The sequence below is a fragment of the Methanobrevibacter sp. genome (genome assembly GCF_045586545.1).
In the GTDB taxonomy this organism is placed as follows: Archaea; Methanobacteriota; Methanobacteria; order Methanobacteriales; family Methanobacteriaceae; genus Methanocatella.
Genome location: NZ_JAZNAN010000031.1, coordinates 1 through 14,927, shown reverse-complemented (window position 1 = coordinate 14,927; position 14,927 = coordinate 1). Strand labels below are relative to the sequence as shown.

At 33.6% G+C, this 14,927-nt stretch carries 17 protein-coding genes; 9 read left to right on the top strand and 8 right to left on the bottom strand.

Annotated features, from left to right (window positions below):
* The first annotated feature begins 85 nt into the window (after positions 1–85).
* Entirely contained in the window at positions 86–1,582 is a 1,497-nt protein-coding gene (hmdC, locus tag ACKI3D_RS02860; protein WP_407392169.1) for a 5,10-methenyltetrahydromethanopterin hydrogenase cofactor biosynthesis protein HmdC, read from the top strand.
* A 38-nt stretch (positions 1,583–1,620) separates the two neighbouring features.
* Here hmdC and ACKI3D_RS02855 read toward each other — a convergent pair whose 3' ends face one another.
* The gene (locus ACKI3D_RS02855; protein ID WP_407392167.1) at positions 1,621–3,399 is read right to left on the bottom strand and encodes a ribosome biogenesis/translation initiation ATPase RLI; all 1,779 of its coding nucleotides are present in this window, start codon (positions 3,397–3,399) and stop codon (positions 1,621–1,623) included.
* Between the two features lie 127 nt (positions 3,400–3,526).
* On the opposite strand from ACKI3D_RS02855, the gene pth2 reads away from it, so the two are divergent.
* The 5 genes from pth2 to ACKI3D_RS02830 all read left to right on the top strand — a co-directional run bounded on the left by pth2 (position 3,527) and on the right by ACKI3D_RS02830 (position 6,236).
* Positions 3,527–3,865, top strand: coding sequence for an aminoacyl-tRNA hydrolase (gene pth2, locus ACKI3D_RS02850; RefSeq protein ID WP_407392165.1), 339 nt, complete (start codon positions 3,527–3,529; stop codon positions 3,863–3,865).
* Between the two features lie 45 nt (positions 3,866–3,910).
* Positions 3,911–4,579 carry a delta 1-pyrroline-5-carboxylate synthetase gene (locus ACKI3D_RS02845; RefSeq protein ID WP_407392163.1) on the top strand — a complete coding sequence of 223 codons (669 nt, stop codon included), beginning with the start codon at positions 3,911–3,913 and terminating at the stop codon, positions 4,577–4,579.
* A 2-nt stretch (positions 4,580–4,581) separates the two neighbouring features.
* Complete coding sequence (locus ACKI3D_RS02840) at positions 4,582–4,743, top strand: zinc finger domain-containing protein (RefSeq protein ID WP_407392161.1); 162 nt, start codon at positions 4,582–4,584, stop codon at positions 4,741–4,743.
* Between the two features lie 22 nt (positions 4,744–4,765).
* Positions 4,766–5,035 (top strand): elongation factor 1-beta, encoded by a 270-nt coding sequence (locus tag ACKI3D_RS02835; RefSeq protein ID WP_407392159.1) that lies wholly within the window; start codon positions 4,766–4,768, stop codon positions 5,033–5,035.
* A gap of 481 nt (positions 5,036–5,516) precedes the next feature.
* The gene (locus ACKI3D_RS02830) at positions 5,517–6,236 is read left to right on the top strand and encodes a DUF4012 domain-containing protein (protein WP_407392157.1); all 720 of its coding nucleotides are present in this window, start codon (positions 5,517–5,519) and stop codon (positions 6,234–6,236) included.
* A gap of 29 nt (positions 6,237–6,265) precedes the next feature.
* On the opposite strand, the gene ACKI3D_RS02825 is transcribed toward ACKI3D_RS02830, so the two are convergent.
* Together ACKI3D_RS02825 and ACKI3D_RS02820 are read right to left on the bottom strand one after the other, a co-directional pair.
* Positions 6,266–7,192 (bottom strand): type II secretion system F family protein, encoded by a 927-nt coding sequence (locus tag ACKI3D_RS02825; protein WP_407392155.1) that lies wholly within the window; start codon positions 7,190–7,192, stop codon positions 6,266–6,268.
* On the bottom strand, positions 7,189–8,616 hold the full coding sequence (locus tag ACKI3D_RS02820) for a CpaF family protein (RefSeq protein ID WP_407392154.1): 1,428 nt from the start codon (positions 8,614–8,616) through the stop codon (positions 7,189–7,191). Before ACKI3D_RS02820 ends, ACKI3D_RS02825 begins: the two co-directional genes overlap by 4 nt.
* A 133-nt stretch (positions 8,617–8,749) precedes the next feature.
* Here ACKI3D_RS02820 and ACKI3D_RS02815 point away from each other — a divergent pair, with 133 nt between their 5' ends.
* On the top strand, positions 8,750–9,646 hold the full coding sequence (locus ACKI3D_RS02815; protein ID WP_407392153.1) for a methyltransferase: 897 nt from the start codon (positions 8,750–8,752) through the stop codon (positions 9,644–9,646).
* On the opposite strand, the gene ACKI3D_RS02810 is transcribed toward ACKI3D_RS02815, so the two are convergent.
* From ACKI3D_RS02810 to ACKI3D_RS02795, 4 genes are all read right to left on the bottom strand, one after another.
* The gene (locus ACKI3D_RS02810) at positions 9,643–9,918 is read right to left on the bottom strand and encodes an STAS-like domain-containing protein (RefSeq protein WP_407392151.1); all 276 of its coding nucleotides are present in this window, start codon (positions 9,916–9,918) and stop codon (positions 9,643–9,645) included. The genes ACKI3D_RS02815 and ACKI3D_RS02810 overlap by 4 nt on opposite strands.
* Complete coding sequence (locus ACKI3D_RS02805; protein WP_407392149.1) at positions 9,911–10,657, bottom strand: hypothetical protein; 747 nt, start codon at positions 10,655–10,657, stop codon at positions 9,911–9,913. Before ACKI3D_RS02805 ends, ACKI3D_RS02810 begins: the two co-directional genes overlap by 8 nt.
* Before the next feature lie 9 nt (positions 10,658–10,666).
* A complete protein-coding gene (locus tag ACKI3D_RS02800; RefSeq protein ID WP_407392147.1) occupies positions 10,667–11,920 on the bottom strand; it encodes a tripartite tricarboxylate transporter permease in 1,254 nt (417 codons plus the stop codon).
* A 112-nt stretch (positions 11,921–12,032) separates the two neighbouring features.
* Positions 12,033–12,494, bottom strand: a complete 462-nt coding sequence (locus ACKI3D_RS02795; RefSeq protein ID WP_407392145.1) for a MarR family winged helix-turn-helix transcriptional regulator — start codon at positions 12,492–12,494, stop codon at positions 12,033–12,035.
* Positions 12,495–12,560: 66 nt separating this feature from the next.
* Here ACKI3D_RS02795 and ACKI3D_RS02790 point away from each other — a divergent pair, with 66 nt between their 5' ends.
* A complete protein-coding gene (locus tag ACKI3D_RS02790) occupies positions 12,561–13,067 on the top strand; it encodes a hypothetical protein (RefSeq protein ID WP_407392143.1) in 507 nt (168 codons plus the stop codon).
* Between the two features lie 380 nt (positions 13,068–13,447).
* Here ACKI3D_RS02790 and ACKI3D_RS02785 read toward each other — a convergent pair whose 3' ends face one another.
* On the bottom strand, positions 13,448–14,458 hold the full coding sequence (locus ACKI3D_RS02785) for a tetratricopeptide repeat protein (protein WP_407392141.1): 1,011 nt from the start codon (positions 14,456–14,458) through the stop codon (positions 13,448–13,450).
* Between the two features lie 231 nt (positions 14,459–14,689).
* Here ACKI3D_RS02785 and ACKI3D_RS02780 point away from each other — a divergent pair.
* A partial coding sequence (locus tag ACKI3D_RS02780; protein WP_407392139.1) for a FeoB small GTPase domain-containing protein occupies positions 14,690–14,927 on the top strand: 238 nt, incomplete at its 3' end.

The following is a 14,927-nucleotide window of genomic DNA, read 5'->3' as shown; positions in this document are numbered from 1 at the left end:
TTAGTAATACAAAATCGAAACATATTTATTAAAGATTTCACTGAAAAATATATTAGTTAACATAATTATTTTGGAGAAAATTTTCATGTATGATTTAATAAAGAAAGCTGTTCATGATGATGAAGCTGCAATTGAGATATCAAAAATGGACAAGGATATAACTTCTGTTGTTGATGCAATTTCACAACTCTCATTAGAAGAGACAATGAAATTAGGAATGCAATTTAAAAGATTCCCATTAGGATGTGATTTAACAGAAGTGGTTGCAGGAACTTGTGCTTCTGATTTGGAGTTAATGGATTTATTGGGTAATTGTCGTTTATCAGATATGATTGGCGCTCCAATTCATATTTGTGCTTATGCATTTTCAGATATTGGAGAAAAATTTGGAATGACCGGACTTGAAGTGATGCAAAAAGTCCATGAGGTCGTTGATGTTCCTCTTGATTTGGATCATTTTGGAGAAAATGGTGCGATGAGACTTCCTAAAAATATCAGTGGATGTGGTGGTGAATGCTATAATAAGGGTCCGGCATTCACTGAATGTCCTCGTGGAAGAATTCATGAGCGTTTGATTGATAAGGAACTGGAACAAAAAGACGATAAAGAGGAATGGGTTAAATTGTCTTCATCCGTTGCCGTTAATGTTACCTGTGAACAAACCGGTGATGGACATGCGGCCCCATTAAGGGAAGCTGAAGACATTGCAAATCTAGCTAAAAAATATAGTAGAGGTTTGGAGTCCATCATGTTTGTTGGAGATGGATATGAGGAGGTCATCACAGGCTTTGAAAAATCCATTGAAATCGGCGCAGATGTTATAGTAGTTGAAGGAGGTCCTTTTAATAGATGTGAAAATACTACCGAAGCATTTGCAAAAACTATTGCCGCTGCAAGAATATTGTCTCCGGGAAAAGTGGTTGCAACTAATGGGGCTTATGAACATGAAGTAAGAGCCGGTTTAAGGACAGGTTTGAACATGGTCATCACAGGATTTCCTAAAAATCATCATGGATATATGTGCGGATATGAACCGGGAACAGCCAGACGTGGAAAATTCGGGCTTCCTAGGATAATTCAGATAATTAATGAAGAATTCCCGAATAGAGGGCTTCCTGTACAAAAACATGATTTGCTGGCTCTAGCGACTGCCGTTAAAATTGCAGGTCCTGATTATGTCTATCCAAGAAAAATTGGCGCATATCATGTTGGTGATGCCCATTGGGCAACATTGGTCAATTCAAGGATGTATCAAAACATTGAATTGAAACATACCTTGGAGGAAATTGTATCTTTAGCGGATGGAAATACAATTGCACTACATGGTGGAAGGTTTATCTCTTGGGTAATTGCTAATGAATTGGATAAGTATGTTGATGAAATAATAATATCCGATGTTGATGATTGGGTATTGAAGAATACTGTCGATAATTTACAAGGTGCATTAAATGCAACCATTATTGGTGAAAGCGATGATAAAGTTGCAGCAAAATCTGCCGACTTTTCTATTGCATCTTCAACAATGCTGCCGATTAAAGACAATATTTTGAAAAAGGTGCCTAATGCATTGACAATTGTTTAGTAATGTTTAATATGGGTGATGGTAGGATAAAGGGAATATTAATCGGATAAGTAGTAATATTCTCCTTTTTCTTTTTGCTCACGGTCTTTGTAACTGTCGAGTTTGTTAACTCTTGGTCTTTTTGTTTCTTTATCTCTTCTAAAGGTAATGTTTAGATTGCCTAAGAATTCATTCATTGCATTTCTAAGGTCGGTTGGCTTTGAGGCATGACCGTTCAAACCAGGTTCACCATTGAATACCATTGCCCTATCGGAGATATAATCGATAAATACAATATCGTGGTCAACAATAAGTGAAGCGGCATTTCTGCTTTCAATCATCTTGCGGATAACACGTGCAGCTATTAATCTTTGCTCAACATCTAAAAATGCTGTCGGTTCGTCGAAAAGATATATTTCAGCATCTTTTGCGAGTGTTGCAGCAATAGCTAATCTTTGAAGCTCCCCTCCACTTAATCCTTTAACTGGTTTATCCAGCATATCATCCAAACTCAATGGTTTCATGATTTCGCTTTCAAAGATTTTGCTTCCAAAACTCGGTGCATTCATGTATAAAAAGTCACTTACGCTTCCTTCAAAGTTTGTAACGATGTATTGTGGTTTATATGCAATGCTCACTTCTTCATCAACTTCGCCGGTGGTTGGCTCTTCCACGCCTGCAAGTATTTTAGCGAATGTTGTTTTTCCAATACCGTTTGAACCGAATGCGGTTACAATTTCATCATAAAAGATTTCACCGGCATCGGCGGTTAGGCTGAATCCGTCATAGTCTTTGCTTAAATCACTGTAACTTGCAAGGGCATCACCTTCATCTTCAGGGGTTGGAGGACGAATAGTAAATTCAATAGGATTTCTTCTGATTCTAACGTTTTCTTCTGCTAAGAATCCGTTAATGTATGCATTAATTCCAATTCTTACTCCTTTTCTTCCGGATACTACACCATATCCTCCAGGTTCACCATATAGTATATGCACATTATCTGAAAGAGCATCCAAAGTAGCAAGGTCGTGTTCAATTACGAGCACGCTTTTGCCTTCTTCAGCTAATGATCTTATAACACGAACTGCATTCAGTCTTTGGGATACGTCAAGCCAGGAAGTTGGTTCGTCGAAGTAGTAGAAGTCGCCTTCCCTAAGCACTGTTGCAGCTATTGCAACTCTTTGAAGCTCTCCCCCACTCAGGTTTTCCATCTTTCTGTCAAGGACATTTTCAAGCTGCAGTTCTTTTGTGACATATTCAAGCTTATCCCTTTCATTAACATTGCTGAGCAAGTCTCTGACTTTACCTTTGACAACTTTTGGAAGCTTATCCACCATCTGTGGTTTCATGATGGTTTTAATATTTCCTTCTGAGAGGTTTTTGAAGTATTTCTGAAGAGCAGAACCTTTGTAATATTCAATAACATTGTCCCAGTTTTCCTGAGGATTCTCATAATCACCAAAGTTTGGTATGAGATTTCCTGCCAGGATGTTCATTATTGTGGATTTACCAATACCGTTTGGACCTAGAAGTCCCAAAACGGTTCCCTCTTCAAGGCTTGGAAGTCCAAACAGTTCAAATTGGTTTTGTCCAAATCTATGAATAGGATCGCCTGCCGCCTCAGGTAAGTTAATAATTGTAATGGCATCAAATGGGCAACGGTTTGTACAGATGCCGCACCCTTCACATAATTCTTCAGATATCAACGGTTTTTTGCTATCTTCATCAACTACTATAGTGTCTTCATCCATTCTAACACCAGGACAGTAATGAATACAAAGATAATCGCATTTTTTAGGTTGACATCTCTCTTTGTCTAAAATTGAAATACGAGTCATTATAATCTCCTTAAAAATATAATCATATATAATTTTAGTTTTACTATATAATTAAATTATTGTAAGATTATCATTGTCATTTACAAAAACCTTTTTAATTCATAATTAAATATTTAATAATGATAGTATGAAACAGGTAATGATTGTAAGAACTGATTTGAAAATGCGCAAGGGAAAGATTGCCGCTCAGTGCTGTCACGGTTCTATTGGAGCATATAAAAAATCACCAGCAGATAAAATTAGAAAATGGGAAAATGAGGCTTATGCAAAGGTGATTTTAAAAGTTCAAACTTTAGAGGAGTTAACTGCACTTAAAAAAATAGCTGATGAGAAGGGCATTGCCAATTATTTGGTAATTGATGCCGGACGCACTCAGATACCTACATCAAGCGTTACAGTTTTGGCACTTGGTCCGGATGAAGATGAAATAATTGACGAAGTGACAGGGGATTTAAAACTTTTATAGTGAAAAGCATCATTTAATGATGGCTGATTTTAATTAAACAAGGTCGTGATTGATATCATAAAACAGGTTGTAAAAATTGGAGGAAGCTTGTTTCCAAAATATGCAATAGATCTCGCAGAAAAGTTAGAGAACACTAATTCGGTCATTGTTTTGGGAGGAGGGGAATTTGCAAACCTAATCCGGAAATACAATGAGGAAATTAACTTTTCAGAAGAGGTCAATCACTGGACAGCCATTGATTGCATGGGCATAATTGCTAAGCTTGTTAATGATAAAGTTGAATCTACAAAACTGGCCTTTTCAATAGATGAAGTAAATAAAATATCTGATGAAGGTTTCACTCCAATTTTCATTGTATCTGAATTTTTAAGGCAAGAAGATCCATTCGAATGCTCTTGGGATGTGACTTCAGATTCGATTGCGGCTTATGTTGCACACCTTCTAAATGCAAACCTTTTAATAGTAACAAATGTAAATGGTATATATACCCAAGAACCGAAAGAGCCTGGTTCAACATTCATAAGTAAAATTGATGCAACAAAATTACTAACTTTTCAAGAGTCATCGATTGATGTAATGTTACCTTCTCTTTTATTAAAGTTTGGGACTAATTGTTATGTTGTGAATGGGAAGTACCCAGAAAGGGTTTTATCTTTAATAGATGATAATATAAATGATTATAACTTCGATTACACACAAATAACAGGTGATTAAAAATGAAAACTGTAGAATGCATTTCATGTAAACAACAAATTCCATTAACCGGTACATTCGTTGAATTCGAATGTCCTATGTGTGGAGCAAAAATTGCAAGATGTGAAAAATGCCGTACCTTTGGTCACGGTTACAAATGTGAATGTGGTTTCGAAGGACCATAGATTTTAAAATGGAGGAATTAGAATGGGTGAAGTATTAACTACTATGAAAATTATGCCTGAAAGTCCAGAAGAAGATTTAGAAGCTATCAAAGCAACTATCGAAAGTTCAATGCCAGAAGGCGCAACTATCCACGATATTGCTGAAGAACCAATTGCATTTGGTTTAGTAGCTATTATCTTAAGTTTCATCACTGAAGATGGTGAAGGCGGATCTGAACCTGTTGAAGAAATGGTTTCAGCTATTGATGGTGTAGCTAGTATTGAAATTACTGGTGTAGGAAGATTAATGTAAATAATCTTTCATTTTTTTACTTTTTTTATTTTAAATTTTCAAAAATTTAGGTATACCTAAACATTTATATACTACTTTTTACAAGATAATTATTAGGTGATAAAAATTAGGTTAACCTAAAAATCTAATTTTAATCACTTAACTCCGATTGTTATTAGATTAGTTTAAACTCTCTTCCTAATTTAATAACGGCATATAACTACTCTCACGAAATTAAATATGAAATCCATATTTAATTTCACCTATATTTACGGTGATTTAATGACAGCAAAAACAAATAAGGCTAAATGTTGTGCAACAGATGTTAAGGATTCCAAAAAAGAAAAGGGAATTTTACAAAAAATCTGGTGTTTCTTTTTTGGTTGTAACTGCCATTAATTTTTTTCAATTCTTTTTTTTAAATATCCAACTTTTTTTTTTAAAAATATTTAAGTATTATAAACCTGAAAATTATTATTATTAAAGTGTAGTAGGTATAATTATGGATAGAACAAAAAAACTGATTATTGCAATTATTATCGTTGTTTTAATTGGATTAGCTGCAATTATTGCTAGCGCCTTATTCATTGGACATGATACTGAACTTAATGAAGGAGATAAAACCATTCTAGTATGTGCTATTGATGAAAGTGAGGACAGGCCAGGGATGGGTGCTTGTGACATGGCATTTCTTGTTTATCTAGAAGACGGTACTGTTAAAAGATATGAACCTATTTATCCAGGGGGAATGACACATCCAACAGCTCCCGAACCAATAGAAGCACAACAACAAGGTGCAGGTTCTGCTCTATTACTTCACGATGCATTTTGGGATGCAGATAATGCTAAATGCATGCAACTTGCAAAAGAAATTGTCGAATATCGTACAAACAATACTGTCGATTCAGTTGTAGCAGTTAACGTAGAAGCTTTAGATGCAGTATTGTCTGCTGCAGCACCATTGGAAGTTAATGGTGAAATAATCAATGCAAGTGGTATTGACATTATTCGTGAAGAAGATAACATTAATGGAATGTCTAGAGGAGATGCAGTAATGGAAATTGTAAAAGCAGCTGCTAACTCTGCAAAAGATCCTGTTAAAAAATCAGCAATGATTAATGCTGCATTAGACCAATATTCTAAAGGAAATATTATCATGGACCAACAAGGAGCATTCGTTGGTTTGTTGGCATCAAAAGGAATTGAAAGTATTTTCGGTTAATTCCTTTTCTTTTTTTATTTTTTTAAAATTCATATATCCGGCTCTAATTTTTTAATTAATATTCCCATAAACACTACAATCATAGGGAAAAATAACGTGTAGATTATTAACAATAGGCTGGATGAAATCACATCCCCCATCACTGTTGAGCCGGCCATCAACATTATTAAACTGATTACTGGAGCTAAAATTGCTATAAAAGTATAAATCAATATAAAAGAGTTTAATTTTTGGGAATACTCTTTTAATTTAATCTGCATATCAAATGTAATGTCTTTTGCAATGATGTCCAAGCTATTTGCCAGATTGCCTCCAACCCTTAAGGTTCCGATTATCTGCTGTATGGCTCTTGAAAGGCCCTCTGAATTCACTCTCTTCGACATTTCAAGTAAAGATTCCTCTGTTGGCTTTCCGAATTTAACTTCTTCTAGAACTCGATTGAATTCTTTTGAAAGGGAACCATAATCTGCATTTTTAATTGTCATTAATGAATCATGTAAACCTTTCCCCGATTTCAATTCGATTCCCATATGCCTTAAAGCATAAGGAAGTTCCTGATTTAAATCGGAATAGTTATGTTCCTTTTTCATCTTCGGATATGTGAATATGAACACATAAATCATTGCAACTGTAACTGCAAAGATTCCTGCAAGTTCCAGGGTGGTGAAATAAAGGATTATCATTAACATGATTAATAGCAGGATTATTATCTTGCGGTTTAACATATAGACTAGTAAAATGTCTCTTAGATAGTCCATTTTACTTTCTTTATATTTCTGTGGCTTATTGTCAATTTCAAAATTTAATTTTGAAAATAACGGGCTTTCAATTTCTTTCTGATTTTTGGATTTATTAGTTGATTGGCTTTCTTCAATGCTTAAGTTTCTAAAAAGGATAATGGGGGTTAAAGCCAACTCTCCGACCAGTATGAAAAATTCGTTTAAAATGATAATCACCTTTTCAATAGGATTCGGTTTAAAACTTTCTCAGGATTTTTATAATACAGCTCCAAAACACTGTTCACTTCATCAACAGAGCGAATGTCATGAGCAACCATATGATTCAAAACGGCTTCCCTATTTTCAATTTCTTTATATAATTGATTCAATGACCTTCCACTCAAATCAGCTATTTGACTTAGGGTTTTACTCGATACGCTAACATTTTCAATAATGTCCAATTCAGGATTCCATTGGAATATCTTATTTAGTTGAACAGTCCCCTCTTCTATTCCAACCACTTCTACAACTTCACTTATTCTTCTATATGAGACTCCTGAAGGGGTATAAATTCTATTTTGCATTATAATAAAATCAATAGCCTGAAGCATTATCTTCGGAACAAGCATTGGTGCATTAGTTAATCTTGTAATGGTTTCTCTTGCACTGTTTGAATGCAGGGTTCCAAATCCCGAATGGCCAGTATTCAATGCAGTAAATAGGGTTATTGCCTCATCAGCCCTTACTTCCCCAACTATTATCCTGTCCGGTCTTTGCCTTAAGGAATTCTTGACAAGGTCATTCATTGTCAGTTCCCCTTTATTTTCCACATTTGCAGGTCGGGTTTCCATTCTGATTACATGTTCATGGGGAATTTGAAGCTCAAGGGTATCTTCTATAGTTATTATTCTTTCTTTGGGGTTGATGAAAGCTGAAAGAGCATTTAATGTTGTTGTTTTTCCGGAACTGGTTCCGCCGGATATTATTGCATTTGCAGATTTTACTCCTAACCCATCAATGCACAGCCAGAAAAATGCGGCCAGTTCGATGGAAATTGTTCTGGACTTTATCAAATCGATTATTGTAAATGGGTCTTTTTTGAATTTACGGATTGTAAGCGATGGGCCGTCTGCTGATATCGGAGGTATTGTGGCGTTTATCCTTGACCCGTCAATCAGCCTGCCGTCCAAAATTGGGGATTCCTGGTCGATTCTACGGTTGATTTGCCTTGCAATAGAATCAATCAAATCCATCAGTTCCTGTTTGTCATTGAACTGGAGATTGGTTTTCATCATCCCATGTTCTCGGTGATAGACGAATACGGGTTTGTTTATTCCGATTATCATGATTTCCTCCAAATCATCGTCCTGAATTAACGAATCAATCTCCCCATATCCGATAATGTCTCTTAGCACTTTTCTTGACAGGGCATCCAGATATTCATTTGTGATTCTTTTATCAGATGGATTTTCAGATAGCCTTGCAAATAGAAAGTTCTTGATGTCATTTAATAATTTCTCTTCATTCGGTTGGAAGTTTTCACCAGAGGATATGGCCAAATCAACCAGGTTTTCCCTAATTTCACCTAAGAGAATTTTTTCCTCGGGCGAATAATTTTGTCTGACAACGTCATATTGTGGTATTATCTCATTATTGTTCATATTTTCACCAATGGCGATTTTTAATCACATTTAGAGATTAGTAATACTAATTTATATAGTTTTTATTACTTTTGGCATCAATAGTATTTAAATAAATCAAAAAGTATACAGTTACATAATTGTGGTGTCATTTATGATAGATTTGGATGGAAAAGTTGAAGCCTTAAGTGAATGTGAGAAATGCCAAGACGTACAGATTAAAAAGTTTTCTCCCTTAAAAGATTTGATTGACTTTGATGTGCTTGATGGGGAATATATGAAATGTGAATGTGGAAAAAGACCCCTCGATATTGTGATGAGTCATATTTTAAAAATAATGATAGAATCAGGAATAGTTGGCGAAAAAGCAACATTGAGACGCAATTCTCCCGTTCCGTTATCAGGGTTTTATTACAGCAGTTTGAATCCGCAATTTATTGGCGAAAAAACTTTGATTTTACTACATCCAGATTTTACAAAAGATGTTGCATCCAAATTGATTGATGAAGTTCCGGAAGTAAAATGTGTGTTAAAAGGAAGTCCTCAAACTCCGACAGGACAGTTTGATAAGGACTCTGAGATAAATCACTTTGAAATTTTAGAGGGGGATGATGAGCAGATCAATGTCATGAGGACATTACTTCAGGAAAAGGTGGTTATAGTAAAAAATCAGTCAAAACACCACATAGAAGTTGCAATGACTACAGAGCGAAAGCTGTTGAAACTGCACAATTTTCTGGATAACAAGGGTGTGAAAAAAGGTGTTGCAGTCGATGCCATGTGTGGTCTTGGAGCTTTAGGAATCTATTTATTAAAATATGGATTTGAAAAAGTAATATTCAATGATATTAATCCCGAAATGATTGAAGCATTAAAGAATAATCTTGAAATCAATGACATTAACGAAGGTTATGAAATCTTTAATGAGGCATTTGAAGATTTGGAAAGTGAACATGTTGACTTTTGTGTAATTGATGCTTATCCTGGAGCGGAAATTGCTGAAATAACTGAAAAAGCAGAAAAAATAGCAGATAATGTGTTAATCATCTAGCTATTTAAACAAGTTTTTTTAAAATCTTCTTCAACAACGTTTAATAATTGTCTAATGGAATCATCCATATTGATTTCTTCAATTTCAACATTAGAATTATGTTTTTGAAAAACATATTCTTGAGCAAAAGATCGGCTCATAAATTCAATATTTTCAAAATTTAAAACTACTGAAGGTTCCTTATTAATTTCTTGGAAAAGTTTTTTAGCTGTTGGACCAACACCTAACTTTTTAGCATATTTTTCCTCAAGATTTATTTGCAATTTATTCATTTTCAGTAACCTCCATTTTATTTATTTTTTCATATTTTATACATTCATAAAGATTATCTACTTTTTTATTATTAATTTTTAAGATAATAAATGTTCCATTTATGCCATTTTCATTAAAAAATAATTTGGCGCCTTCAGAAGTTATATCACAAACTCCTAGACCTGATGCGATTAACATTTCTCCACCGAATCCTATTGTAGTAATTCTAGCACGGGTATTTAATCCTCTACCATGAAGGTTAAATTTCTCTTTATCTGTTGTTTTACCATTTATTGAATCGTAAATAGCCTCACAATCATTTTTATAAGTTAAATTTCCTTCATTAAAGCTTCCAGGAATTCCAATTCCATCATCAATGATGCAGAGGATTATTTCATTTTCCATGGAATTAATTTGCACATATGCATTATTAAATTTGGAATGTTTGTAAATATTGATTAGTAGTTCATAAAGCAAAAAACTAATACTTTGCAGGTCTATATTATCCGGAAAGGTTTCAAGTATTTCATCGCTTAGTTCTGATAGATAATTGTCAATTTTTTCAGAAACCAAGTAGTATTCTTCATATTTAAAATTTTTTAATTTTTTAACATGATAATTTTCTAATACACATTCATATATTTTGTTTTCTTGAGAGTATTGTAGTAAGGGCAATAAAATAATAGGGTCTAAATTTTTATCAATTCTACAAATATTCTCATTTAGTTTTTCTATATGTCTTATTAATTTATTCTCCATCTTTTCACCTCAAATAAACATTTGCAGGTATATGACAATAGCTGGAATGATTAAAATCCCCATTAAATGAGATTTTCCGATTCCAATGTAGTGGGGAAGCATTCCCATTGCAATTGAAGTAATTAAAGCTAATGTCATATAAAAAACAGGGGCTTGATAATAAAAAATAAAGACATACAATATCATAATCTGAAGCAATATCACTCCAATCGAGAGTTTTTTATAATCAATGCCGCCCATTAGTCTAGAAAAAGAATCGCCTAGTTTCAAGCACAATACTAATGAGACAGACACGGCAAGAAGTGAAGTGAAGATGAATATTATTAAATGATTAATGCTCATTTCAGAGATTAAATAAGACATATAAACAGCTATTCCGCTTCTAGGGTTTCCGATAATGTAGATTGCAATCAATGAAAATAGGCAATCTGAAATGTTCAGCCCTGATGTGGCAAGAAGGAAATTGACAGTGTCATCATCGTTATTGTCATTTGTGCCGCTTACGGCTTGAGCTATTACAGTTCCTTGAGCCGGCCCAAAACCGGGAAGAAATCCTAAGATTGCTCCTGTTATTCCTCCTGCAAATATGCTTTTAAATTTGATGTAATCCAAATTAAGATAATAAAAAGGATTTTGATGAGGTATTGTTGAAGAATCATTTAAACTGAAGAGAATTGTACTTATCCCGAATAATCCGGAAAATGCACACATTAATGTAACTCCGGAAGAAATCGGTGTTTGAAATAAAATCCAACCTAGAATTCCAGATAATACAAATAATAGTAATGACCATAAAAAATCTCTAAAATTAGCTGTTAGTCTGTAGGTTAGATAAAGTGATGCAAAAAGCAGTATTATCCATGTAAAGGGTTTTGTCAAATCATGCAGAATTGGCAATGCTATTGCAAATGCTGGAAGCATCATTACAGTTACAATTATTGCTCCAAATCCTCCGACAGAGACTATTCTTATCACTTCTTTGGATCTGCCTTGCAAAACCATTCGATGTCCGGGAAGAATCGATGTTGCAGTTCCTTCTTGTGGAACGCCCAGAAGCATTGACGGGACAAATTCGATTAGGGCATGAGCTATTGACATTGAAACCATCAACACGCAAAGAAATTCGGGGGATACCTGTGTTAATAATGTGGTTGAAGAAGCGAAGAGTATTGCTCCTGCAGTATTGACATGTATTCCAGGAGTCATCCCAGTTAATGTTCCAATTAATATGCCAATGAAACAGGCAATAACTAATTCTATCATAGCTATTAATTAATCGGACTAAAATATATACTTTGTTGAAGCTAAATTGTAAAATTGAAGTGATTTAATAAAATTCATGTCATTTAGAAAAATTGTTGCGAGATTGGAATACTTATAATTCATTTCTATTGAATAATAGGGATTTCATAGAAACTTTAGACAGTAATTTAAGCAGGTCTTCATGGGAAATATCCAATTCTTCACAAATCATCTTGTCCCATTCCTTTTCTTTTTGAATAATAAATTCGGATGTTTCAATTCCTTTTTTAGTCAATGTGATTTTGTAGGCTCTTTTGTTGGTTTCATCAATTTCTCGCTCAATCAATCCTTTTTCCTCAAAATCCTTAAAGGCTCTTGAAACACCGCTCCTATCCATTAAACAGGCTTTTGCAATATCTGATTGGTTTATTCCCATCTCATAATATAAAAATAGTAGCATATAATATTGGCTTGGAAGAATGTCTGTTCCGTTTTTTATATGTTTGTCTATGTAAAAATCATGTGTTTTGCTTAATGTAATCAAATGATTCGCAATAAAGGGGGAATCTCTAATTATATCATCATATTCAATCATACCAATCACTTAATTATTATATTTAATATATCAATATTTAAATAGCTATTGTAACAAAGTAATAACATGTTTACCATGAATAAAAAAACAATCATTATCATTTTAGCAATTATTGGAATTTGTCTAGTTATTGCAAGCCCCGCCTTTGCAAAAGAAAAGGTTAAAGTGAAAATAACAACTGAGGAATATCCATTAAATAACAAGGGATGGATTGTAATAAAACTTGTTGACAGTAAAGGAAGAGACATTAACAGTAAAGGAACAATTCATTATCGTATAACTGACTCACAAGGGAATTATCAGTGGGCTTATAAGCCCTATAATGGCGAAATTCGGCTGAAATACGATGTGGGTAAGTATAAGGTTAAAGTCAAATTTGATGGAGATTCACATTATAAAAAAGCTAAAAAAACCAAACAGGTCACCGTTAGAACATCTATTTTTGATCCCTATACTTATTATGATGAGAACAATTGGGGTTTAGACCAAGAAATCGATGATTATATTGAGTATAATTATTGGGATGAAGAAATCTATGATGATGCTGAAACTTACGATGGCGAGTGGTATTAAAAAGAGAGAGTAAATTGGTGTTTGTTGAGGAGAGTTAAACACCAATTCGTGTTTCTTTTCGGAAAATTATAGGCAGATTATTTTCCATGTATTAAATTAGAAAATTGTGAGAAAGCTAATTTAATACTTTAATTCGTTTTTATATTTTGGAGATTGTATTATTATTGACTAATAATATGTTTTGTTCAAGTGAAAAATTTAGGCATGCCTAAATTTATGTCACTTGTATTAAAGTTTGTCTTCATAGTATATAAAGGTTTCCCTAATTTTTAGGCACACCTAAATTTTTGTCTACTATGAAGTCAAAGAAATAGTTTTCATATAACAATTGTTATTTATTAGTATTTAAATGTTTCTAATTTTTTTTTCAAATGCAAATCCTATTTTCCGTATCCGAAAAATTTCAAAATCAAATAGAATATTAAGATAACTGCCAGGATTATAAGGGAAGTCCTAGCTGAGAAAAATCTGCTTCGCCTAAATTCCTTGTCTTCAACATCTCCCTTTTTCATGATTCTTTCCTTTTCAAAGGAACATTTCTGATAAATTTTCTCAAGATCATTAGGAAGTCTTCCATGTTCATTTAACATGTTGATGGTTTTATTCAAGTATTTTATCGCCTCTTGATCATTTCCCATATTGACACAACAAAATGCGGCCTTGTAATTGAAGTTAGTAATTAACTCCAAATCATCTTCAATTTTGCCTTCATAATGGATACAGTTTTTATAATCCTTTAAGGCATCCTTATATTGTTTGAGATTGTAATAGGCATCTCCACGTGAATTAAATGCAAGCAATGTGTCCTCATTAAGCAGGGATTTATTCAAATATTCAATGGCTTCACGGGGTTTTCCCACTTTCTGAAGCACCTGGCCTTTATATAAATCGGATTTCTCGTCTCCACTGAAATTGTTTTCATAAGTATTTAGGTTAGTCAGTGCTTCTTCATATCTTTTTGATTGTATTAGAAGTTCAATTTTTCCCATAAGCACTTCTTTTTTACTTATACGAGGTTTTTCAATAGCGGAGTAGGACTTATATTTTTCATAGGATTTGTCCATTAGTTCGATAGATTCATCAATGTTTCCTTTGTTGAATTGGGATAATGCTTTATCACACAGGACATTGATTGAGCGAGGTTGTTTATCAAGATACATATCAAAGTATTTTTCGCCGTAATCTCCGTTGTCATGAGTTTCATCATAGTATTGGTAGTATAATCCTTTCTCTTCAAGCGCAGGCAAATAATCATTTTCAATTAGCAGATTTAATATTGTGATATAATCTTCAACATCATCCTTCCCATGTCTTTTTCTAGCTAATTTAAGTGCTTCTTTACAGTTCTTTTCTTCAATATATAATTTTGCTGTTTTTATAGCATCGCTCATCTTATCAACCTTTTTTTTCAAGTTGTTTTTTATAGTTATTAATATAAGTATTTTATTTTTTCTTTGGCATGCCTAAATATTTAAATATTATAAAATTCAATACATTAATATGTTTAGGTTTGCCTAACTTTTAGGTTAGTTCTTAAACTAAGAAAATTTTTTTAGTATTGGGTAATATTTTTTTAGAGGAATATTATTCATAAAGTTAATAAAAAAATGGGAGAATGGTTAATGACAGAATTAATTGTAGGATTGGCGGGAAATCCTAATGTGGGGAAAACTACTGTCTTCAATCAATTAACTGGTATGCGCCAGCACGTGGGTAACTGGCCTGGAAAAACTGTTGAAAGAGCAGAAGGCCATTTCAAGCACGGAAGTTATGACTATGAAGTCATAGATCTGCCGGGTAATTATGCATTGAGTGCTCATTCTATGGAAGAAATCGTTTCAAGAGATTTCATTGTAGATG

Bases quoted from the DNA above. Each gene is read 5' to 3' on its own strand.
- hmdC (WP_407392169.1), top strand. From the start codon at position 86: ATGTATGATTTAATAAAGAAAGCTGTTCATGATGATGAAGCTGCAATT.
- ACKI3D_RS02855 (WP_407392167.1), bottom strand. From the start codon at position 3,399: ATGACTCGTATTTCAATTTTAGACAAAGAGAGATGTCAACCTAAAAAA.
- pth2 (WP_407392165.1), top strand. From the start codon at position 3,527: ATGAAACAGGTAATGATTGTAAGAACTGATTTGAAAATGCGCAAGGGA.
- ACKI3D_RS02840 (WP_407392161.1), top strand. From the start codon at position 4,582: ATGAAAACTGTAGAATGCATTTCATGTAAACAACAAATTCCATTAACC.
- ACKI3D_RS02835 (WP_407392159.1), top strand. From the start codon at position 4,766: ATGGGTGAAGTATTAACTACTATGAAAATTATGCCTGAAAGTCCAGAA.
- ACKI3D_RS02830 (WP_407392157.1), top strand. From the start codon at position 5,517: ATGGATAGAACAAAAAAACTGATTATTGCAATTATTATCGTTGTTTTA.
- ACKI3D_RS02820 (WP_407392154.1), bottom strand. From the start codon at position 8,616: ATGAACAATAATGAGATAATACCACAATATGACGTTGTCAGACAAAAT.
- ACKI3D_RS02815 (WP_407392153.1), top strand. From the start codon at position 8,750: ATGATAGATTTGGATGGAAAAGTTGAAGCCTTAAGTGAATGTGAGAAA.
- ACKI3D_RS02810 (WP_407392151.1), bottom strand. From the start codon at position 9,918: ATGAATAAATTGCAAATAAATCTTGAGGAAAAATATGCTAAAAAGTTA.
- ACKI3D_RS02805 (WP_407392149.1), bottom strand. From the start codon at position 10,657: ATGGAGAATAAATTAATAAGACATATAGAAAAACTAAATGAGAATATT.
- ACKI3D_RS02800 (WP_407392147.1), bottom strand. From the start codon at position 11,920: ATGATAGAATTAGTTATTGCCTGTTTCATTGGCATATTAATTGGAACA.
- ACKI3D_RS02795 (WP_407392145.1), bottom strand. From the start codon at position 12,494: ATGATTGAATATGATGATATAATTAGAGATTCCCCCTTTATTGCGAAT.
- ACKI3D_RS02790 (WP_407392143.1), top strand. From the start codon at position 12,561: ATGTTTACCATGAATAAAAAAACAATCATTATCATTTTAGCAATTATT.
- ACKI3D_RS02785 (WP_407392141.1), bottom strand. From the start codon at position 14,458: ATGAGCGATGCTATAAAAACAGCAAAATTATATATTGAAGAAAAGAAC.